The organism is Mesorhizobium sp. RSR565B (assembly GCF_054719465.1).
Map to the genome: position 1 here is coordinate 3,873,200 of NZ_JBTTIE010000001.1, position 18,733 is coordinate 3,891,932.

19 protein-coding genes are annotated in these 18,733 nt (G+C 62.7%); 11 read left to right on the plus strand and 8 right to left on the minus strand.

Annotation, left to right across the window (positions count from 1 at the left end):
• Positions 1-42 precede the first annotated feature (42 nt).
• Entirely contained in the window at positions 43-621 is a 579-nt protein-coding gene (locus ACYG9R_RS18860; protein WP_023823441.1) for a methylated-DNA--[protein]-cysteine S-methyltransferase, read from the minus strand.
• Positions 622-798: 177 nt separating this feature from the next.
• Between ACYG9R_RS18860 and ACYG9R_RS18865 the strand changes: the two genes are divergently transcribed.
• Entirely contained in the window at positions 799-1,728 is a 930-nt protein-coding gene (locus ACYG9R_RS18865; RefSeq protein WP_023823442.1) for a lytic transglycosylase domain-containing protein, read from the plus strand.
• A 5-nt stretch (positions 1,729-1,733) separates the two neighbouring features.
• Positions 1,734-2,222: a GNAT family N-acetyltransferase gene (locus tag ACYG9R_RS18870; protein ID WP_023823443.1), complete on the plus strand. Its 489-nt coding sequence runs from the start codon at positions 1,734-1,736 to the stop codon at positions 2,220-2,222.
• 286 nt (positions 2,223-2,508) lie between these two features.
• On the opposite strand, the gene ACYG9R_RS18875 is transcribed toward ACYG9R_RS18870, so the two are convergent.
• Complete coding sequence (locus ACYG9R_RS18875; protein WP_023697061.1) at positions 2,509-2,847, minus strand: hypothetical protein; 339 nt, start codon at positions 2,845-2,847, stop codon at positions 2,509-2,511.
• A gap of 324 nt (positions 2,848-3,171) precedes the next feature.
• Between ACYG9R_RS18875 and ACYG9R_RS18880 the strand changes: the two genes are divergently transcribed.
• The 5 genes from ACYG9R_RS18880 (at position 3,172) to ACYG9R_RS18900 (ending at position 7,276) form a co-directional block, all read left to right on the plus strand.
• Positions 3,172-3,723: a DUF4142 domain-containing protein gene (locus ACYG9R_RS18880; protein WP_023691533.1), complete on the plus strand. Its 552-nt coding sequence runs from the start codon at positions 3,172-3,174 to the stop codon at positions 3,721-3,723.
• A gap of 301 nt (positions 3,724-4,024) precedes the next feature.
• Positions 4,025-4,489, plus strand: a complete 465-nt coding sequence (locus ACYG9R_RS18885) for a cupin domain-containing protein (protein WP_023823444.1) — start codon at positions 4,025-4,027, stop codon at positions 4,487-4,489.
• Between the two features lie 238 nt (positions 4,490-4,727).
• Entirely contained in the window at positions 4,728-5,120 is a 393-nt protein-coding gene (locus ACYG9R_RS18890; protein ID WP_023823445.1) for a RidA family protein, read from the plus strand.
• A 270-nt stretch (positions 5,121-5,390) separates the two neighbouring features.
• Positions 5,391-6,326: an HD domain-containing protein gene (locus ACYG9R_RS18895; RefSeq protein ID WP_081726818.1), complete on the plus strand. Its 936-nt coding sequence runs from the start codon at positions 5,391-5,393 to the stop codon at positions 6,324-6,326.
• Positions 6,323-7,276 (plus strand): hypothetical protein, encoded by a 954-nt coding sequence (locus tag ACYG9R_RS18900; protein WP_155923219.1) that lies wholly within the window; start codon positions 6,323-6,325, stop codon positions 7,274-7,276. Before ACYG9R_RS18895 ends, ACYG9R_RS18900 begins: the two co-directional genes overlap by 4 nt.
• A gap of 28 nt (positions 7,277-7,304) precedes the next feature.
• On the opposite strand, the gene carB is transcribed toward ACYG9R_RS18900, so the two are convergent.
• The 3 genes from carB to ACYG9R_RS18915 all read right to left on the minus strand — a co-directional run bounded on the left by carB (position 7,305) and on the right by ACYG9R_RS18915 (position 13,120).
• Positions 7,305-10,808 (minus strand): carbamoyl-phosphate synthase large subunit, encoded by a 3,504-nt coding sequence (gene carB, locus ACYG9R_RS18905; RefSeq protein ID WP_023823448.1) that lies wholly within the window; start codon positions 10,806-10,808, stop codon positions 7,305-7,307.
• A gap of 234 nt (positions 10,809-11,042) precedes the next feature.
• Positions 11,043-12,101 (minus strand): SH3 domain-containing protein, encoded by a 1,059-nt coding sequence (locus tag ACYG9R_RS18910; protein WP_245260034.1) that lies wholly within the window; start codon positions 12,099-12,101, stop codon positions 11,043-11,045.
• A 242-nt stretch (positions 12,102-12,343) separates the two neighbouring features.
• Positions 12,344-13,120 (minus strand): metallophosphoesterase family protein, encoded by a 777-nt coding sequence (locus tag ACYG9R_RS18915; protein ID WP_023689739.1) that lies wholly within the window; start codon positions 13,118-13,120, stop codon positions 12,344-12,346.
• A 177-nt stretch (positions 13,121-13,297) separates the two neighbouring features.
• Here ACYG9R_RS18915 and ACYG9R_RS18920 point away from each other — a divergent pair, with 177 nt between their 5' ends.
• Positions 13,298-13,768, plus strand: coding sequence for a nucleoside deaminase (locus ACYG9R_RS18920; RefSeq protein WP_023672423.1), 471 nt, complete (start codon positions 13,298-13,300; stop codon positions 13,766-13,768).
• 20 nt (positions 13,769-13,788) lie between these two features.
• On the opposite strand, the gene ACYG9R_RS18925 is transcribed toward ACYG9R_RS18920, so the two are convergent.
• Positions 13,789-14,145, minus strand: coding sequence for an ArsR/SmtB family transcription factor (locus ACYG9R_RS18925; RefSeq protein WP_023689740.1), 357 nt, complete (start codon positions 14,143-14,145; stop codon positions 13,789-13,791).
• Between the two features lie 199 nt (positions 14,146-14,344).
• On the opposite strand from ACYG9R_RS18925, the gene ACYG9R_RS18930 reads away from it, so the two are divergent.
• Entirely contained in the window at positions 14,345-15,523 is a 1,179-nt protein-coding gene (locus ACYG9R_RS18930) for an MFS transporter (protein ID WP_023689741.1), read from the plus strand.
• Between the two features lie 29 nt (positions 15,524-15,552).
• Here the strand turns inward: ACYG9R_RS18930 and ACYG9R_RS18935 are convergent, their stop codons facing one another.
• A complete protein-coding gene (locus ACYG9R_RS18935; RefSeq protein WP_023689742.1) occupies positions 15,553-16,017 on the minus strand; it encodes a MarR family winged helix-turn-helix transcriptional regulator in 465 nt (154 codons plus the stop codon).
• A gap of 181 nt (positions 16,018-16,198) precedes the next feature.
• Between ACYG9R_RS18935 and ACYG9R_RS18940 the strand changes: the two genes are divergently transcribed.
• A complete protein-coding gene (locus ACYG9R_RS18940) occupies positions 16,199-16,993 on the plus strand; it encodes an SDR family NAD(P)-dependent oxidoreductase (protein ID WP_023689743.1) in 795 nt (264 codons plus the stop codon).
• A gap of 162 nt (positions 16,994-17,155) precedes the next feature.
• On the opposite strand, the gene ACYG9R_RS18945 is transcribed toward ACYG9R_RS18940, so the two are convergent.
• Positions 17,156-17,755: a LysE family translocator gene (locus ACYG9R_RS18945; RefSeq protein ID WP_023689744.1), complete on the minus strand. Its 600-nt coding sequence runs from the start codon at positions 17,753-17,755 to the stop codon at positions 17,156-17,158.
• 87 nt (positions 17,756-17,842) lie between these two features.
• On the opposite strand from ACYG9R_RS18945, the gene ACYG9R_RS18950 reads away from it, so the two are divergent.
• Positions 17,843-18,721, plus strand: a complete 879-nt coding sequence (locus ACYG9R_RS18950; protein WP_444848984.1) for a LysR family transcriptional regulator — start codon at positions 17,843-17,845, stop codon at positions 18,719-18,721.
• Positions 18,722-18,733: the final 12 nt, after the last annotated feature.

Genomic DNA, 18,733 nt, shown 5'->3' on the forward strand with positions numbered 1-18,733 from the left:
ACCTGAATCTCAACATACCCAGCCGGCATACCATTCAAGCTCTTAGAACCCGAACGAGACCTGCGCCGCCGGCGGCGGGCCGACGCGCACGCCTTCCATGGCCAGCATCTTTGCCTTGGTGGCCGAGCCGCCGGGCGCCGAGAAGCCGCCGATCTTGCCGCCCGCGGCGAGAATCCGATGGCAGGGGATGACCAGCGGCACCGGGTTGGCGCCCAGCGCTGCCCCGGTTTCGCGCGGCAGGCCGGCTTGGCCAGCGCGCTTGGCCAGTTCGCCATAGGTGGTGGTTTCGCCGTAATGCAGTTTCCGCGCCGCGTCGTAGATGGCGAGACGGAAGTCGTCGACGCCGTCGAGATCGACCGGCACGCCGGAGAAATCGACGTCCTCGCCTGTGGCATACGCCTTGATCGAGGCGATCAGCTCGACCACCCATTGCGGCTGCCCAATGTTCGCAGTCGTATTGGCAACACCGGCATGCCGCATCAGTCGGCGTTCCACCGCTTCGCGGCTCCTTTCGGGCAGGCAGAGCCGGATCAGGCCCTTTTCGCTCCAGGCGATGCCGATGAAGCCGATCACTGTTTCTAACACTGCGTGGCCGGCTGTGATCGAAGATGCCGTTTCCATGATGCGTTCCTTTCCGCAAAGCGGCGAAAACCGGGATACCGACCGGTACATATGCAGAACAATATGGCATCTGAGCCCGGCTCTCGCCACCCGAAAACCACCAGATGGTCCCGATTGCCCACCAGGAATCGCTGGTGTAAGGACTTCTTAACAACCGACAAATCGGACCCGCGCGGCTTGCCAGCAAAATTCAACCTTTTCGCGATCTCTGTGATCGTCGGCGCAGCTGCCCTCAGCGGCTGCCAATCGACCTCGCAGATGAAGGCCACGCCTGCGCTGACCGAAACCGCGACCACCGCCGGCAGCGATGCCGGCTTCACCGTGCCGCTGCCCGATACGGTTTCGGTGCTGCCGCAACCCTCGGGCATAACACCCGTTCAGTCGGCCGAAGCGACGCCGGCGACGCCAGCGCTCGATGCCGCCCCGCAGCCGGCTGCCGCGACCGCGGCCTTTGCCGGCGCGACGCCCACGGCCCCGGCCCTGCCTGCGGTGATGGCCGCCAACGCCTGGCAGGCGCCTGCGCCCGCCAAGGCCGGACAGCCGGTCGCGGCGCAATATACGACCGCCAGCCTTGTCATGCCGGCGACCGCCAAGGGCGGCCAGAACGCCATGCCCGGCGTGCAGCAGGTAGCCTATGTCGTGCCGCAGAACCCTGCTTCCCTGGGCCAGTTCCCCGCCGCGCCCCTCGGTCTCCCGGAAGAAGAGCATGCGACCGGCATGCGCGGCGACGTCGACCGGCTGATCCAGAAATACGCTGCTCTCTACGAGGTGCCGGTCGATCTGGTGCGCCACGTCGTCAACCGCGAAAGCACCTACAATCCCAAGGCTTACAACAACGGCCATTGGGGGCTGATGCAGATCAAGCACGCGACGGCGCGCGGCATGGGCTATGACGGGCCGGCCAAGGGCTTGTTTGACGCCGAAACCAATCTGAAATACGCGGTCAAATATCTGCGTGGCGCCTGGCTGGTGGCGGGTGGCAACGCCAAGAAGGCCGATTGGCTCTACCAGACCGGCTATTATTTCGACGCCAAGCGCAAAGGCCTGCTCGAGGCCACCGGCCTCGGTGTCGACCGCAAGCGCCGCCGGCTGCAGCCCGACGCCTGAGCGCGATGCCTGAACCGCGCCCGCCGGCTCCAAACGACATCCGGCTGCGCAAGATCCTCGACGAGACGCTCGTTGCACCGCACTGGCCGGACGGCTTTACCATGCGCTGCTTCGAACATGGTGACGCGCAGCCCTTGCATGCGCTTTTGGGCGAGGTGTTCGACGACGGCACCGACGGCCCGTTCGACCAATGGTGGCCGCGCATATCCAGCGATGCCGAATTCGACCCGGCGCTGTGTTTCCTGGTCATCGACGCCAAGGGACGGCTGGCGGCGGCAGCGCTGTGCTGGACCAGGGCCTTCGTCAAGGACCTCGCGGTCCATCCCGAAGCGCGCGGCACAGGCATTGGCGAAGCGCTGATGTGGCAGGCTTTCAACGCCTTTCGCGATCGAGGCGCGGCCCATGTCGACCTCAAGACCAACACGGTCGAGAACGCTGCCGCGCTCAGGCTCTACGAGCGGTTGGGAATGATGCCTGTCGCCTGGGAAGGGTAAGGTTTTTTTCTTGCCGCAATTCCCTGGGGAAAACGCTACGCGCTTTTCACGGGAAAACCGGTTCCCACCTTTCCTGGAATTGCTCGAGCGCTGTTGAAATCCTTCGGATTGTGAACTGCTTCACATTGGCCGCTGCAACCGGATGCTAACTCACCATCCATGCCTTTCGACCGATGGCGGATCGACGACTGGCAGATGTGGAGGGGCTGCACCGGCATGTGTTCAGCCACTCCTTGGCGGGTCCCAGGCGGGGGTTTGGGGCCCGCCAGTCGTTTTACGGTCGCCCTCAGATATCGGGCGCATTGCCGATCTTCTTTTTGAGCTCAAGCGCCCAGGCGCGGCCCTCGTCGCCGCCCCACAGCAGCCAGGCGATATGGCCGGCCGATGGATTGTCTTCATTGCCGTAATTCTTGCCGCGCTTGTCGACCTCGTGGCGGGCGAAGTAGCTGACCATGCGGCGGATAGTGGATGGCGCCAGCTTTTCGCGGTTCTTGAGTTCCGTCGCCCGCGCCACGCCGATCTCGGTGCCGCCCCGGCCGAATTCTCTTCGCAGCCTCAACCCCTTGGCGGCATTGTCGGCCACCACTTGCGGGCAGCGCAGATCGATCTCTTCATCCTCTTGCATGTGTCTCCCCAGCTCCGGAAATCTAACCTGCAGACGCAATACAGGGAAGTGCACCGGCTCCCAATGCAGCGCCGTCCATTAGGATCAGCGCGCCATCGGCATCTGCGAGATCCTGTGGAACCTTATGGATGTCACGCCTGAGGGTCGGCCGAACTGGACCGAACAGCTGCAATATGGCGAGGCGTGCTGTCCTGAGGTTTGTCCGCCAGGGGCTCGGGACGGCTCTTCGGCAGATGGTCGCTGACGAATAGTTCTCCGGACGCAACCCTGCCGCCAATGCCGCGTTTGATTAGCCGAGGGAAATTTTCAAATCGGAGAACTCAGATGAAAACGCTTCTCACCATTGCCGCCGTCGCCTTGTTCGCCGGTGCCCCTGCCGCCCTTGCGGCCAACTCGACTGCGGTCGCGCCTGCCATGGCCGCCAGCAAGGTCGATACCCCAACCTTCGTCAAGACGGTGCCTAGCTCCAACGAATTCGAAATCCAGTCGAGCAAGCTCGCCGAGGAAAAATCCAAGGCGGCTGACGTCAAGAAATTCGCCAAGCAGATGGTCAAGGACCACACCAAAGCCGGCAAGGAGTTCAAGGCGGCGCTGAGCCAGGGCCAGACCACCGGTTCGACCAAAGCCGCGGGACCGGCCCTGCAGCCGAAGGAGCAGGCAATGCTCGACGAGTTGAAGAGCGCAAGCGGCAAGGATTTTGACGCCAAGTACATCCAGATGCAGACGGACGCGCATAAGGAGGCCGTTGCCCTTTTCAGCAGCTATGCCAACTCGGGCGACGACCCGGCGATGAAGGAATTCGCCAAGAAGACGCTGCCGACGCTGCAGATGCACGAGAAGCACGTGAAGGAACTCGCGGCCGCGCATCAGGGTTGAGGGTTGGTGACTGGCCAGCAATAGCATTCTACGGCGCCCTCCTCTGTCCTGCCGGACATCTCCCCCACGAGTGGGGAGATCAGCAGCGTCGGCGCCGTGCTTTTCTTGCGACGGTGAAAATTGGCGAAGCTGAGGCGACAGCCAATCTCCCTTCTTGTGGGGGAGATCTCCGGCAGGAGAGAGGGGGGCGCCGTAGAGTGCGACGGCCGATGCCTGCCGTTGGCAAGGCATTGCGGCAAAGTGGCTCTGTGGCTGCGCCGGCAGTGACATACACTGCCGCCACCAATTCAATGGAGCTCCCATGCCCAAGATCGACCTGTCCACCGTGCCTGTCCGCAAGGGCTCCGGCTACCCCGCACCCTTCGACGCCCCTTGCGCCGAGCGCACGCGCCGCCGCCTCGGCGATGCCGGCGGGCTCAGCGATTTCGGCGTCAATCTGATGACCCTCCCGCCCGGTGGCTGGTCGAGCCAGCGCCACTGGCACAGCCATGAGGATGAGCTCGTCTATGTGCTGGAAGGCGAACTGGTGCTGGTCGAGGATGGCGGCGAGACGGTGCTCAAAGCCGGCGACTGCGCGACGTTCGCCAAGAACAGCGGCAACGGCCATCACATGATCAACCGCTCGTCGGCAACGGCGCGCTATCTCGAAGTCGGCTCGCGCAATCCCGACGATGTCATCACCTGCTCCGACATCGATATGATGAGCCCGAGTTCAGATGGCCGGTTCCTGCACAAGGATGGGACGCTGTATCCGGGGCAGGGGTGAGGGCTGGACCATGCTTCGGCGCTGGTGTTCGCTGGGTGGGGGGATAAGTTCCTCACGATTAAAGGTGGCGCCGGCCCCCTCATCCGACCGCTTCGCGGCCACCTTCTCCCCGCTGGGGAGAAGAGGGAAGCGCTGGCGCTGACCGGCTCCTCTCCCCTCGGGGTGAGGTCAGCCGAGCGAAGCGGAGGCTGGGTGAGGGGGCCTTGGCGCCAGCTTGGCAAACAAAGGGAGCATCACCGTGAAAAAAGAAGTCATCGAAGTGCCCGTGATGTCGGCCAAGGTGCGGGCGCTCGGGCTGCCCTGCTCGACGGCGGTGAGGGCCAACGGCTTCGTGTTCATCTCGGCGACGCCGCCGGTGGACATGGTGACCGGCGAGATGGTGCGCGGCGACATCGAAACCCAGACCGAGGCGTCGCTGAAGGCGCTGAAACACTGTCTGGAAGCGGCCGGCACCTCGCTGGAAAACGTGGTGATGGTGCGCATCTACGCCGTCAATTCCGGCTTCTACAACGCCATCAACCGGGTCTATGCGAAGTACTTTTCGAAGAACCCGCCGGCGCGGAGTTTCGTGCCGGTGGCGTCATGGCCCATGGAGTTCGATATCGAGATCGAGTGTGTGGCGGTGGGGTGAGGGCTCTTCTTTCTCTCTCAACAAGGGGAGAAGAAAGTTCCGCTGCAATTGGCGGGGTGGTGGGCTCCTCCCAACTCACGGATTGGGCACTCAACATCCCTCCACACCGCAACAGACTGTCTAGTAAGGCCTTCACCCACTACCATAGAAAGTGCCAGATTTGGTCGAGCGGCAGGCCTCAGCGCGGCACGTGATATAAGTTGCCTTACATACGCTCGAGAAGGTAATAATTTAATGATCTGCGTAGCCTCCCTTAGTAGATGAAGAGCCATGAATTCCATGTCAGGTAAGCCACCTCGCGTCGACGATTCTGAAAAAGAGCTCATAAAGGCCCTTGTCAGATCGGAAGCGTTTAGGCGTTTGCAAGAGGTCTCTTTTCTTGGTGCTATCGATTATTACAATTTTCACAAATCTAGGGAAAGCACATGGAATTTTACACGGTCCGACCACACTATTGGTGTTCTATTACTGTCGCAGAGGTTGATAGACAGCATAAACTTTTCTGCAGAAGATAGGCTTTATGTAATAGCATCCTCTATATGTCATGATCTAGGCCATAGCCCATTCTCTCATAGTACCGAGCGCGCCTTCAAGAAGATAAATCCCAGCATCAATCATAGAGTTATCTTGGAGTTGTTGCTTTCTGATCCTGAAATGGGGGTGTCTTCTGCACTTTCGAAGTTTAATTTAAAAGGGGAGAGGGTTCTGGCGATAAGCGTCGGATCTGACAATAAGCTAGGCTGGATTTTTCACAATCCCATAAATGTTGATACCCTCGACGGCATATTCCGTTTTATGGTTTCATTCCGACTTTTGCCGCCTTTCGATGTTCTTGAGGCCGTAAATTCACTTTCTGAACTCTTTTATGAAAGAACGCTGAGTGAGAGCTCAGTCGAGAATCTTGATAAATTTTGGGAGGTAAAGGCCGCTTTCTATGATGAATTCTTAAGGCATGGCGCTTATGCCAGATTCGAGAATGCGTACATCAACCTAGTTGTGTCTAAGAAGAGCAATATTGAGTACCGCGACTTCCTAAAGAGTGATCGGGAATTGGCGGACGAAATAGGTCTCGACCCGAATTTGTACTATGGGCAAACAGGTAACAAGTTGGAGCTTAGAGAGTCGAATTTCGACGTGGACAAGTCGATTGTGCTGGGTTCAATTTCCGATCTATACCGTAGATATATAAGAAGGGGGAAGCTGTGAAAATAGATGAACTTGACGGGCGTTTTATCAACATAAAGAACGCTCATTTTGCTTCAGAAAATACGCTAAAAAAGTTAGATAAGTTGAGCGCTTCTTGCGCAAATTCGGGCACTTTCCTAGTGGTAAATGGCTCGCTGGCTCGAAAGGAGCTCGTAAATGGGTCTGACTTTGATGCCTTTATAGTTAGGGGGAAGGCTCTGGACACCTCAATCCAAAAGCTTTGGAAGGATGCGCATGATGCAGTTGGGTTAAAGCTTCCTGGCTCTTCGGGGATATTCGGCAAAGACAGTATAGTTCAGCATGAGGAAATGCTCCTGAACATTGGGGGCGCCGACGATAGCAATGAGAGCATCACTAGGCGGATGCTTCTAGTACTTGAATCAACTGGTGTCGGAGACATGGTTGCTTATCGGGGATTGATAAGCTCTATGCTTAGTCGGTATATTTCTGATCAAATAACTGACCATCAGCTGGGCCTTTTTCTTCTGAACGACATAATTAGGTACTACAGAACGGTTTGCGTCGATTTCGAATTTAAGACGGAGGAAGATGGGAAGCCATGGGGGATTAGAAATATCAAGCTGGTCTTTTCGCGAAAACTTATATATTTTTCCGGTCTTTTGATTTGTGCTGAAACCGCTCAAAGAAGTGCATTGGAAAAGAGGGAAATCTGCGAACGACTAGTGCGCCTGACTCCCATTGAGAGAGTGTTGAGCGTATTGGGCGAGGACGCGTTCGAGCCTCTCATATATTACGACAAATTCTTGGAAAGGATGGCTAAGACCGAAATTCGCAAGAAGCTGGAGAGCAATGATAGAGAGGAGCTCAGAAAAAGCGAGATATTTCGGTCCTTGAAGAACGACGGACATCACTTTTCGATGTCACTGAGAAGCGCCTTTGTTCGCCACTACGATGGTAGCCATCCCATTCATAGAGCGATTATGTTTTAGGGCCGACTACATAGATTGGCCAATCGTCCTAGGCAAAATACTCCTGCAACGGCCTGACCTCGAGGCTCCCCGCCTTCAGCGCCGCAATCGCCTCGGCCACCGCCGCCGCCCCCGACAGCGTGGTGTAATACGGCACTTTCTGCATCAGCGTCGCCCTGCGCAGCGACTTCGAGTCCGACACCGCCTTCTGGCCATCGGTCGTGTTGAAGACGATCTGAACCTGGCGGTTGCGGATGGCGTCTTCGATGTGGGGGCGGCCTTCCAGCACCTTGTTGATCTTCTGGGCGTCGACGCCGTTTTCGGCGAGGAAGCGGGCGGTGCCGGATGTCGCCAGCACCTTGAAGCCCTGGCCGGCGAGGCGCTTGACCGCCGGCAGGATGCCGGCCTTGTCCTCGTCGCGCACCGAGACGAACAGCGTGCCGGAGCGGGGGAGATCGACGCCGGCCCCTAACTGGCTCTTGGCGAAGGCGAGCGCAAAGTCGCGGTCGAGGCCCATGACCTCGCCGGTCGAGCGCATTTCCGGGCCGAGCAGGATGTCGACGCCGGGGAAGCGGGCGAAGGGGAAGACGGCTTCCTTGACCGCGATGTGGCCGGGATTGCGCGGATCGGGCATGGCGCCGTAATGGGCGAAGGCGTCTTCCAGTTTCTCGCCGGCCATGATGCGGGCGGCGATTTTCGCGATCGGACGCCCGATGGTCTTGGCGACGAAGGGCACGGTGCGTGACGCGCGCGGGTTGACTTCCAGCACATAGACCGTGCCGTCCTTGATCGCATACTGCACGTTCATCAGGCCGCCGACGTTGAGCGCGCGGGCAAGCGCCGCCGTCTGGCGCTCCAGCTCGTCGACCAGCTCGGAAGGCAGCGAGTGAACAGGGAGCGAGCAGGCGCTATCGCCGGAGTGGATGCCGGCCTCCTCGATGTGCTCCAGAATGCCTGAGACGAATGTCGACTTGCCGTCGCAGAGGCAGTCGACATCGACCTCGATGGCGCCGGAGAGATAGGTGTCGAACAGAAGCGGGTTCTTGCCCAGCAGCGTGTTGATCTGGCCTGTCTTGTCGTTGGGGTATTTCTGCTTGATGTCCTCCGGCACCAGGCCGGGCACGGTGTCGAGCAGGTAGCTCTGCAGCATGCCTTCGTCATGGATGATCTGCATGGCGCGGCCGCCGAGCACATAGGAGGGGCGCACCACCAGCGGGAAGCCGAGCTCGCCGGCGACTAGGCGCGCCTGCTCGACCGAATAGGCGATGCCGTTCTTCGGCTGGCTGAGGTTGAGCTTATGAAGCAGCTTCTGGAAGCGGTCGCGGTCTTCGGCGAGATCGATCATGTCGGGCGACGTACCGAGGATCGGGATGCCGGCCTTCTCCAGCGCATCGGCCAACTTCAGCGGCGTCTGGCCGCCGAACTGGACGATAACGCCGACCAGTTCGCCCGAGGCCTGTTCGGCGCGCAGGATCTCCAGCACGTCCTCCGCCGTCAGCGGTTCGAAGTAGAGCCGGTCGGAGGTGTCGTAGTCGGTCGAGACGGTCTCGGGGTTGCAGTTGATCATGATCGCTTCATAGCCGGCGTCGCGCAGCGCGAAGGCGGCATGGCAGCAGCAATAGTCGAACTCGATGCCCTGGCCGATGCGGTTCGGACCGCCGCCAAGGATGACGACTTTTTTCCGCGCTGACACTTGCGCTTCATTGGCCAGCGCGCCGGCGAAGGGCACTTCGTAGGTCGAGTACATGTAGGCGGTGGGCGAGGCGAACTCGGCCGCGCAAGTGTCGATGCGCTTATAAACCGGATGAACGTCGAGCTTTTCACGAATCTTCGCAATCACTTCGGCGTCGGTCTTCGTCAGCGAGGCGAGGCGGGCATCGGAGAAGCCCATCGCCTTCAGCATGCGCAGATTGACGGCGTCTTGCGGAATGCCGTGCTCGCGGATGCGGGCTTCCATGGAAACGATGCCGGCGATCTGTTCGAGGAACCACGGGTCGATCTTGCACATGGCGTGCACGTCTTCCAGCGAGGTGCCCATGCGGATCGCCTGCGCCACCATGCGCAGCCGGTCGGGCGTCGGCGTGCCGAGCGCGGCGCGGATGGCGTTGCGGTCGTCGGCGTGGTTGGCAGCCACGGCACCGTGGCCGAGGCCGGGGATCTCGATCTCGTCTAGGCCGGTGAGGCCGGTTTCCAGTCCACGCAAAGCCTTCTGCAGCGATTCCTGGAAGGTGCGGCCGATGGCCATGACTTCGCCGACCGACTTCATGGCGGTGGTCAGCACCGGCTCGGCGCCGGGGAATTTCTCGAAGGCAAAGCGCGGGATTTTGGTGACGACGTAATCGATCGACGGCTCGAACGAAGCAGGCGTGGCGCCGCCGGTGATGTCGTTCTCCAGCTCGTCCAGCGTGTAGCCGACGGCAAGCTTGGCCGCGATCTTGGCGATGGGGAAGCCGGTCGCCTTCGAAGCCAAGGCGGAACTGCGCGAGACGCGCGGGTTCATCTCGATGACGACGAGGCGGCCATCGGCCGGATTGACGGCGAACTGCACATTGGAGCCGCCGGTCTCGACGCCGATCTCGCGCAGCACCGCGATCGAGGCGTTGCGCATCATCTGGTATTCCTTGTCGGTCAGCGTCAGGGCAGGGGCGACGGTGATGGAATCGCCGGTGTGCACGCCCATCGGGTCGATGTTCTCGATCGAGCAGACGATGATGCAATTGTCCGCCTTGTCGCGGACGACCTCCATCTCATACTCCTTCCAGCCGAGCACGCTCTCCTCGATCAGCACTTCGGTGGTCGGCGAGGCGTCGAGGCCGGACTGGACAATGTCGTAGAATTCGGCGCGGTTGTAGGCGATGCCGCCGCCTGTGCCGCCCATGGTGAAGGACGGGCGGATGATGGCGGGCAGGCCGACATGGTCGAGCGCCTGCGCGGCGATCGCCATGCCATGGCTGATGTAGCGCTGCTTGCGGTCGCCTTCGCCGAGGTTCCAGCGGGTTTCCAGCGCGTCGAGCGCGGCATCGAGGTCGGCAGGCGCCTCGGCCTTGACGGCGGCGCGCTCGGCCTCATGGGTCTTGCGGTCGGCGTTCTTGACATCGGTGGCATTGGCAAGCATCGACTTCGGCGTTTCGAGGCCGATCTTCTTCATCGCCTCGCGAAACAGCGCCCGGTCCTCGGCCTTGTCGATTGCCGTGGCGTCGGCGCCGATCATCTCGACATTGTAGCGCTCGAGCACGCCCATGCGGCGCAGCGACAGAGCGGTGTTGAGCGCGGTCTGGCCGCCCATGGTCGGCAGCAGCGCGTCGGGCCGCTCCTTGGCGATGATCTTGGCGACGACTTCAGGCGTGATCGGCTCGATATAGGTGGCGTCGGCCAGTTCCGGGTCGGTCATGATGGTGGCCGGGTTGGAATTGACCAGGATGACGCGAAAGCCCTCCTCCTTCAGCGCCTTGCAGGCCTGTGTGCCGGAATAATCGAACTCGCAGGCCTGGCCGATGACGATGGGGCCGGCCCCGATGATCAGGATCGACTTGATGTCGGTGCGTCTTGGCATCGTTGTGAGTTCCGTTCGGCGAGCGGCTTGCACGAAAAACCGGGACGGGAAGACCCGGCCGGTTGTGCTTGCGATTCTGGTATCAGGCTAGGAGGGCCTTATAGGGAAGAGTTTTGGGAGATGTAACCCCGAAAATGAGGCTAGGCAGTAGGGATTAGGCAGTAGGGATCAGGCAGCAGGGATTAGGCAGGAGCGAGGTTAAGGCGCCTGTGCCCATTCCCTACTGCCTGACACCTAATCCCCCAGCGCGAGCTGATCCGTAATCTCAAACCGCTCGGATACCCCGACGCGGATCATGTTGAGGGCGCCTTCCCTTGTGAAGCGGAACTCGCTGGGCGAATCCGAGTTGGCCGGCATGCCGGCATAGAAGGAGATGACGCGCGTGCCGCCATCGGGCCAGGTGACGGTTATATCGGCCTTGTCGGTGCCCTTGTGCGCGATGTTGACGGCGCAGCGGGTCATCGGCTGGCCGACATAGCGGGCGCAGGGGATCTCGGCGGTGGCGCCGAGGGCGGGCGGGGGTTCCAGCCGTGCAACGGTTTGCGTAGCGGTCGCAGCTTTGGCCTGATCTGGCCGTGGCGTCGGGGATGGTACCCCGGGCGCGGACGCCGCATCCGGCGCTGCTCCCGCAGACGCGGTGGAATCCTGTACCGGCGTCCCTGTGGCCTCCGTCGCCGGAGCCTCTGTGGCAGGGATTTCGTCCGTCGGCGGACTTTCATTCGCTGCGAAGGCAAGGCCGTAAGCATCCTGCATGGCGGTCCTGCCGATCTCGGCGGCGGACTTCGGCGCGCCTGGATCCGTACCGCCAAGGCGCTCCGTCAGGTCGAGTGGAGCCGGCGCGGGTGCAGCCGGGGTGGGTGGAGCCTGAGTGGGTGCAGCCGGAGCGGCAGAGGCGGCAGGTGCAGTCGTCCGGGGCGCTGCGGCCACGTCGGCCGGCTGCGTCGACATGTCGGGCGCGAGCGTCGGGCCGCCGGCTTCAGCGCTGGCGGTCACCTGGGGCGGCGCGGCGTCTACTTCGACCACGGTCGGATTGTCGGGGATAAGATAGCGCGCGGGCGCCCAGCCTTTGACCAGTGGATTGTCAATCTCCTCGACCTTGCACCAGCGGTGGCCATCCACTTCGTTGCAGCCGAAATTCCTGACGCTCGAGCCGATCGGCAGACGCGCCTGGGTTCTGCCGACCGGCGACGGCGTGGCGCGGATGTTGAGGAGATCGCCTGGGCCGAGCTCGGTCACTATGGAAACGATGTCGGCAGGCGCGTCCTCGGCATTGGCCGGCAAGCTCACCAACAACGGGCCCACCACCAACGGACCCGCCAACAACCGGGCTGCCCGCAGGAGCGGAGCGCCAGTCAGTCGATGCAAAATGGTTCGGATTGTGCGCCTCATCATTTGGCCGTGCGCCGATTACCCTTGCGGCAGCAGTCCTGCCGTATGCCAAGGCGGTTTTATAAGGGACGATACGCGGCCATGTAAGTCTGAAAATGCGTCCGATGTTTGGTGCCGCGAGGCGGAAGCAGGGCGCAGCCATGCGGTCAAGCGGAGCCTTGCCAAGAGGGTTTGGGCATGAAGCCGGTCCTCAGCGCATGCGCCCATTCCGGTCGGCCCGCCTGTGCGGCCTGTCTCGCCGCCGCTTCGTGGTCGTAGTCGACGGCGATGGTCTCAAAACGGTCTGGACCATCGCCATCCAAGGTGAGGATGCCGTAGCGCGCATGCGGGCTGCCTTGCTCCGAAACATGCGCCGGCGGCGTGTCATCTTCATAGGCGGGGGCGCCGACGCTGCCGGGATTGAAGAGCAAGGGGCCGCCGGGGATACGGACCAGTTCCGCGCGGTGGCTGTGGCCGCACAGCACGATGCGGCAGGCCGGGTCCAGCGCCTGCAACCGCCGCTGAATAGCGGCAAGCGGCGCGCGCACCAGTTGGCCATCGACGATCGCGTCGAGCAGGTATTTCTCGTCATGGTCGGGCCGCGCATGGAAAGCGACCACGCCGGGAACAATCTCCAGCGTGAAGGGCAGGGCGAGCAGGGCTTCGCGCTGCGCTGATGTCAGCCGTTCCTGCGCATAGCGGTCTGAAGCCCACATCGTATCGTCGGCCGGATCGACCGCGACCCGGCGGTCATGGTTGCCGCGCACCGTCGGCAGGTCGAGCGCTTCGAGCCGCTCGAACGTCTCGCGCGGCCAGAGCGGGCCGGAGACACAGTCGCCAAGGTTGACGGTGAGATCGGCGCCGCCGCGCCGCGCTAGATCGGCGAGCACGGCATCCAGCGCCAGCACATTGCCATGGATGTCGGCGAGAACGGCAATGCGCATGCGAGGGCTCCCTTGGTGCAGCCCCGTTGGAGGCTTGCGGCCGTCTTCCTATCAAGCCGCTGCCTTCATTATCAAGCCTTTGAGATCGTTCGAGACAGCCGGGAGCTGGCTATCGCGGAAGCACTCCATCTGCTAGCGTCCACGCCGTTCCGAAGTTCATCCGGGGGAAGACAGGCGATGACTCGCGACCAGATGGTTGCCCACCTCCGCGCCGCCAATGATGTCGCGCGCGAGACTGCCGCGCACGGGCACCATCCTTTCGGCTGCGTGCTCGTCGGCCCCGACGATCGCATCCTGATGCGGCAAGGCAACATCAACACCGTGCGCCACGCCGAAACCGAGCTCTCCCGGCGTGCCGCCGACACCTATCCGCCGGATTTCCTCTGGTCCTGCACGCTGGTCACAACCGGCGAGCCCTGTGCGATGTGCACGGGAACGCTGTACTGGGCCAATATCGGCCGGCTGGTCTACGGCTTCGAGGAGACCAAGCTTCTCGCGCTGACCGGCAACCACGCCGAGAATCCGACGATGAACCTCTCGTCGCGCACAGTCCTCGGCTCCGGGCAGAAGCCGGTCGAGGTCCACGGACCCTTCCCCGAGATGGACGAGGAGCTCCTCGCCCCGCATATCGGTTTTTGGCAGCGCTAGGACCTTGACCTCTGAACCGGTTAGCCCGGCATTTCGATGTCGTGGCCACCGACGATGGGCAGTGCCGGATCATCTCCGGCCGCCGCAATCACGCTGTCGAGCAGGCCGGGGAAGCGGGCGTCGAGGTCGGCGCGGCGCAGCGTGATCATCCGGTTGGTGCCGGCCACTTCGGCGCGGGTGACGCCGGCCTCGCGCAGTTTGGCCAGGTGATAGCTGAGATTGGTCTTGGAGCCGAGGTCGAGGAACCGGCTGCAGTTCAGCGGCACGCCTTCCTTGCTGGCGAGATAGCGCACGATGGCGAGCCGGGTCGGGTCGCCAAGCACGCCGAGCACAACCGGCAGGCTGATCTGGTCTGTATTGGGGTGCGGCAAAGTCATGGCCCGAAACTAAGCACAGTCGGTGGCGATTTCAACGCGTCCATGTTTCGCGGGCATGCACAGTCCGCTTCGCGATTGGCCCAATGGCTGTCCTGACACAGGGCTGTCAGCAGGCTTCAGCTATTTTCGTCTGGCTTCATTGACATCACGCCCTGTTATGTCCAATTGTTCAATAACTTTTGAACTAAGGACACGCCCTATGGACAAGCGCCTCTTTTGGCTTGCGCTCGGATCGTTCACGATCTCGACCGAAGGCTTCGTCATCTCCAGCCTGCTGCCTGACATCGCCACCGACGCCCGCATTTCCATTCCGCTCGCCGGCACGCTGATCACCGCCTTCGCGCTGGCTTACGCCATCGGCACGCCGATCCTGGCAACGCTGACCGGCGAACGGGACCGGCGCCGCGTCATCTTGTGGACGCTGGCGTTCTTCGTCATCGGCAATGTGGTGGCGGCGCTGAGCTCGTCCTTCGAGCTGCTGCTCATTGCCCGCATCATCATGGCGCTGTCGTCAGGCCTGTTTGCCGCTACCGCTCAAGGCACGGCGGTGGCGCTGGTCGATGACCACCACCGGGCGCGGGCCATTGCCGTCGTCGTCGGCGGAACCACGGTGGCGGTTGCGCTCGGTGCACCGCTCGGCGCGCTGGTTGCCACGATAGCCGGCTGGCGCGGGACCTTCTTTGCCATTGCCGGGCTCGGCGCGCTGGTCGGCGCCATCCTGTGGTACCGGCTGCCGCGCGGCATTGTCGGTACCAAGCTGCCGCTCAGGCGGCGGCTGGCTGCGGCGCTGCGCCCCGGCGTCATGCCGATCCTGCTGACCACCGCTCTTGCCCTGATCGGCGCCTTCTCGGTGTTTTCCTATATCGCGCCGCTGGCCATCCAGAGCGGCGGCCTCAGCCCGATTGCGCTGCCCGGCATGCTGCTCGCCTTCGGTGTCGGCGCCGTCATCGGCAACATAGCCGGCGGCCAGGCGGCCGACCGTTTTGGTGCGACGCGCACCGTCGGCTGGTCTCTGGCGCTGAGCGCCGTCATGCTGGTGATGCTCTCGGTCATCCCGACCTTCCTGCCGCAGCATCTCGCCGGGCCGGCATTGATGGCCATGATGGTGCCGTGGGGCATGGTCGGCTGGGCATTTCCGCCGGCGCAGGCCAGCCGCATCATCAAGCTGGCGCCCGACGCCGCCCCGATCGTGCTGTCGCTCAACGCTTCGGCCCTCTATCTCGGCGTGGCGCTGGGTGCTGTGGTCGGCGGCGCCGTGCTGCGCTACGGCGTGCCGGCCGATCTCGGCCTGGTCGCCGCCATCTTCCCGCTGATCGGGCTTGGCGTGGTGCTGGCCGGCCGCTGGGCGGCCCGGCCGGTCGCCATGCCGGCCGAATAGATCTTTGCAAAGGACCGGCGGCCGCTCTTTCAGCTTGAAGGGGCGGCCGCCGGCACGTCGTACTCCAGCGCCGCGACTTCATCCAGCATAGCGCGCAGATCTGCCGCTCGCTGCTGGCCGACCAGCGCCTCGAAGCGCTGCTGGGCAATGGTCCACAATTTCGTCGTCTCCTCGAGCTTGGCCTGGCCTTGCGGCGTCAGCCGCACCCGCTTGACGCGGCGGTCGTCCTTGTCGGCGAAGGTGTCGACATAGCCGTCGCGGATCAGCGGCTTCAGCGTATGGCCGAGCGCCGACAGGTCCATGACCATCGCTTCGGCTATCGTGCCCATCGCCGGCTCGTTGCTGACATGGATCTGGTAGAGCAGGCCGTACTGTGTGCCCTTCAGACCCGAAGGCGAGATTACATCGTCATAAAAGCGGCCGAGCTTGCGCGCGGCGCGCCGCAGCGTGGCGTTGTTGCAAAGGCTGAATCCCGGCAGCGCGGTCTTGCTCATCACGACTCCTTGCCGGCAAAACCGCTGCCGGCCTGTCGCAGAAATAGTTTCTGCCGCCTCCGTTGACAAGATGGTGGTATATGCCTACTTCCCGGAAAATGGTATATGCCACTAATTGGAGATCAGGGCGGGACAAGGGTTCATCGACCTGTCTCGCCGGGCAGAAAAAAGGAACAGGACAATGAGTGGACAGGACAACAAGGGTACCGCAGTCGTCACCGGCGCATCGGCCGGCATCGGCGCGGTCTATGCCGACCGGCTGGCCGGGCAAGGCTACGATCTGGTGCTGGTAGCGCGGCGCGCCGACCGGCTGGAGGAACTGGCTGAAAAGCTGCGATATGCTTACAAGCGCAAGGTCAGCGTGATATCAGCCGATCTTGCCGACGACAATGATGTGCGCCGCGTCGAGCAGGCGATCGCAGCCGACGACAGCGTCACGCTGCTGGTCAACAATGCCGGCATTGGTGGCCAGGCCGTGGTGGCAACGGCCGACGCCGACGAGGCCGAGCGCATGATCAAGGTCAACGTCATCGCCTTGACCCGCCTGACCCGCGCCGTTCTGCCGGGGCTTCTTGCGCGCAACCGCGGCGCCATCGTCAACATCGCCTCTGTGCTCGCCTATGATACCTCGTTCGGCGGCATCTACAGCGGCACCAAGGCCTATGTCGTCAACTTCACCGAGGCCCTGCACCGCGAAGTCGCCGGCACCAATGTGAAGGTCCAGGCGGTGCTGCCGGGCGCGACCCGCACCGATTTCTGGGAGCTCGCCGGTGGCGATATCGACAATCTGCCGAAGGAGATCATCATGTCCGCCGACGATATGGTCGATGCCGCGCTTGTGGGCCTATCCAGGGGCGAAGCCGTCACCGTGCCGGCACTTGCCGATGCGACCAAGCTCGACGCCTTCCTCGGCGCAAGGCAAGTCTTCTACGGCAGCCTGCACGCCGACAAGCCTGCTGCCCGCTACGCGGTCTGAGGAGAGAGCTGGTTCGCTTCGCGAACCAGGACCCCCACCCCGCTCACTTCGTTCGCGGCCCTCCCCACAAGGGGGAGGGTAAAGTGCGCGCTCCCCTACCTCCCCTTTGTGGGGAGGTCGGACCGCAGGTCCGGGTGGGGGTACTGGCGCCGACCTCTGCGTTTACGCTCCCCGCCACATCGGTATGATCGATGCAGCCAGCACCAGCGCCAGCACGATGTTGAGCGCGCGCCATTGCCATTCGGTCTCGAGCAGCCGTGCCAGCACCATGCCCGCCACGCACCAGATCGACAGCGAGACGGCTGCAGTGAGGCCGAAGGTCGAGCCGAGCAGCAGCGCGAGTTGTCCCGGCCCGTCGGCAAGGGCCGCGAACGAGGCCGCCGCCCCCAGTCCCATCGCCCAGCCCTTCGGGTTCATCCATTGAATGCCGGCGCCGCCGAAGAAGCTGTTGGGTTTTGCCATCGCCACATCGAGATTGGGCGGCCCGGCGCGGCCGATCTTGATTGCCAGCCAGATGAGATAGAGCGAGCCGATGATTTTCATCGCCAGTTGCAGCGAAGGCATGGCCAGCAGCAGACCGGCGAGCCCGGCGGCGGCAGCAGCGGTCACGGTGGCGAGACCGGCGGCGCTGCCGACCAATAGGGGAACGGAACGGCGAAAACCGAACTGTGCACCTGAGGCAGTCGACAGGGTGGTGGCGATGCCGGGCGTGACGGTGGCCACGAAGGCAAACAGGATGAGCGGAAAGATGGGCTGCAACATGAGGCGTCCTTCATCAAAAGCCCAATGGTAGACTTCCGCATACTTCAGTAAATGCAATGTTTGCGATGGTTGGCATTAGCAGATATAATGCCATCCATGATCCGCAACCTCGACACAGCGCTGATCCGCACCTTCGTCACTGTCGCCGACAAGGCCAGCATGACGGCGGCGGCGAACGCGCTGCATCTGACGCAAGGCGCCGTAAGCCAGCAGATCAAGCGGCTGGAAGAAGCGCTCGGCTGCAGCCTGTTCGAGCGCGACCGGCGTGGCTTGCGGCTGACGCGGCCCGGCGAGCGGCTGTTCGGCAAGGGCAAACGGTTGCTTGGCCTCAATGACGAGATCTGGGCCGAGATGGCGGGCACCGAGGTCGCCGGCCAGGTGCGGCTCGGTGTTCCCTATGACCTTGTCGGCACTTTGCTGGCGCCGGTGCTGAAGGCCTATGCCGAGACCTATCCGCAGGTCGAGATTTCACTGCTCTGTGCGGCTTCGCCGGACCTTGCCGCGGCCCTCGCGGCCGGCACCATCGACCTTGCCGTCATCGAGGAACGGGTCGGCCCGTCGGCCGGTGAGTGCCTGGCCATTGACCGGCTGGTCTGGGTGGGGGCCAAGGGCGGCGTCGCCCGCGCCAAGCGGCCGCTGCCGGTGTCGATCGTCGCCGACACCTGCGCCTTCCGCCCGGTGGTGCTGTCGGCGCTGAACGAGCACGGGCTGGAATGGCGCACCGTGTTCGAGAACGGCAACATCGACGCCACGACCGCGACAGTGCGCTCCGACCTTGCCGTCACCGCCTGGCTGGCCTCCACCGTGCCTGCCGATCTTGACATCCTGGCTTTTGATGCCGGGCTGCCGCCGCTGCCGAATTTTTCCATCAATCTGCATTTGCCGAAGTACGGCACGGCGCCGGCAGCGCAGGAGTTCGCGCGGTATATCCGGGGTGGGTTGGCACGGCGGGCTGTGGCGGCTTGACAGAACTTGCAT

Bases quoted from the DNA above. Each gene is read 5' to 3' on its own strand.
- ACYG9R_RS18860 (WP_023823441.1), bottom strand. From the start codon at position 621: ATGGAAACGGCATCTTCGATCACAGCCGGCCACGCAGTGTTAGAAACA.
- ACYG9R_RS18870 (WP_023823443.1), top strand. From the start codon at position 1,734: ATGCCTGAACCGCGCCCGCCGGCTCCAAACGACATCCGGCTGCGCAAG.
- ACYG9R_RS18875 (WP_023697061.1), bottom strand. From the start codon at position 2,847: ATGCAAGAGGATGAAGAGATCGATCTGCGCTGCCCGCAAGTGGTGGCC.
- ACYG9R_RS18880 (WP_023691533.1), top strand. From the start codon at position 3,172: ATGAAAACGCTTCTCACCATTGCCGCCGTCGCCTTGTTCGCCGGTGCC.
- ACYG9R_RS18885 (WP_023823444.1), top strand. From the start codon at position 4,025: ATGCCCAAGATCGACCTGTCCACCGTGCCTGTCCGCAAGGGCTCCGGC.
- ACYG9R_RS18895 (WP_081726818.1), top strand. From the start codon at position 5,391: ATGAATTCCATGTCAGGTAAGCCACCTCGCGTCGACGATTCTGAAAAA.
- carB (WP_023823448.1), bottom strand. From the start codon at position 10,808: ATGCCAAGACGCACCGACATCAAGTCGATCCTGATCATCGGGGCCGGC.
- ACYG9R_RS18915 (WP_023689739.1), bottom strand. From the start codon at position 13,120: ATGCGCATTGCCGTTCTCGCCGACATCCATGGCAATGTGCTGGCGCTG.
- ACYG9R_RS18920 (WP_023672423.1), top strand. From the start codon at position 13,298: ATGACTCGCGACCAGATGGTTGCCCACCTCCGCGCCGCCAATGATGTC.
- ACYG9R_RS18925 (WP_023689740.1), bottom strand. From the start codon at position 14,145: ATGACTTTGCCGCACCCCAATACAGACCAGATCAGCCTGCCGGTTGTG.
- ACYG9R_RS18930 (WP_023689741.1), top strand. From the start codon at position 14,345: ATGGACAAGCGCCTCTTTTGGCTTGCGCTCGGATCGTTCACGATCTCG.
- ACYG9R_RS18935 (WP_023689742.1), bottom strand. From the start codon at position 16,017: ATGAGCAAGACCGCGCTGCCGGGATTCAGCCTTTGCAACAACGCCACG.
- ACYG9R_RS18940 (WP_023689743.1), top strand. From the start codon at position 16,199: ATGAGTGGACAGGACAACAAGGGTACCGCAGTCGTCACCGGCGCATCG.
- ACYG9R_RS18945 (WP_023689744.1), bottom strand. From the start codon at position 17,755: ATGTTGCAGCCCATCTTTCCGCTCATCCTGTTTGCCTTCGTGGCCACC.
- ACYG9R_RS18950 (WP_444848984.1), top strand. From the start codon at position 17,843: ATGCCATCCATGATCCGCAACCTCGACACAGCGCTGATCCGCACCTTC.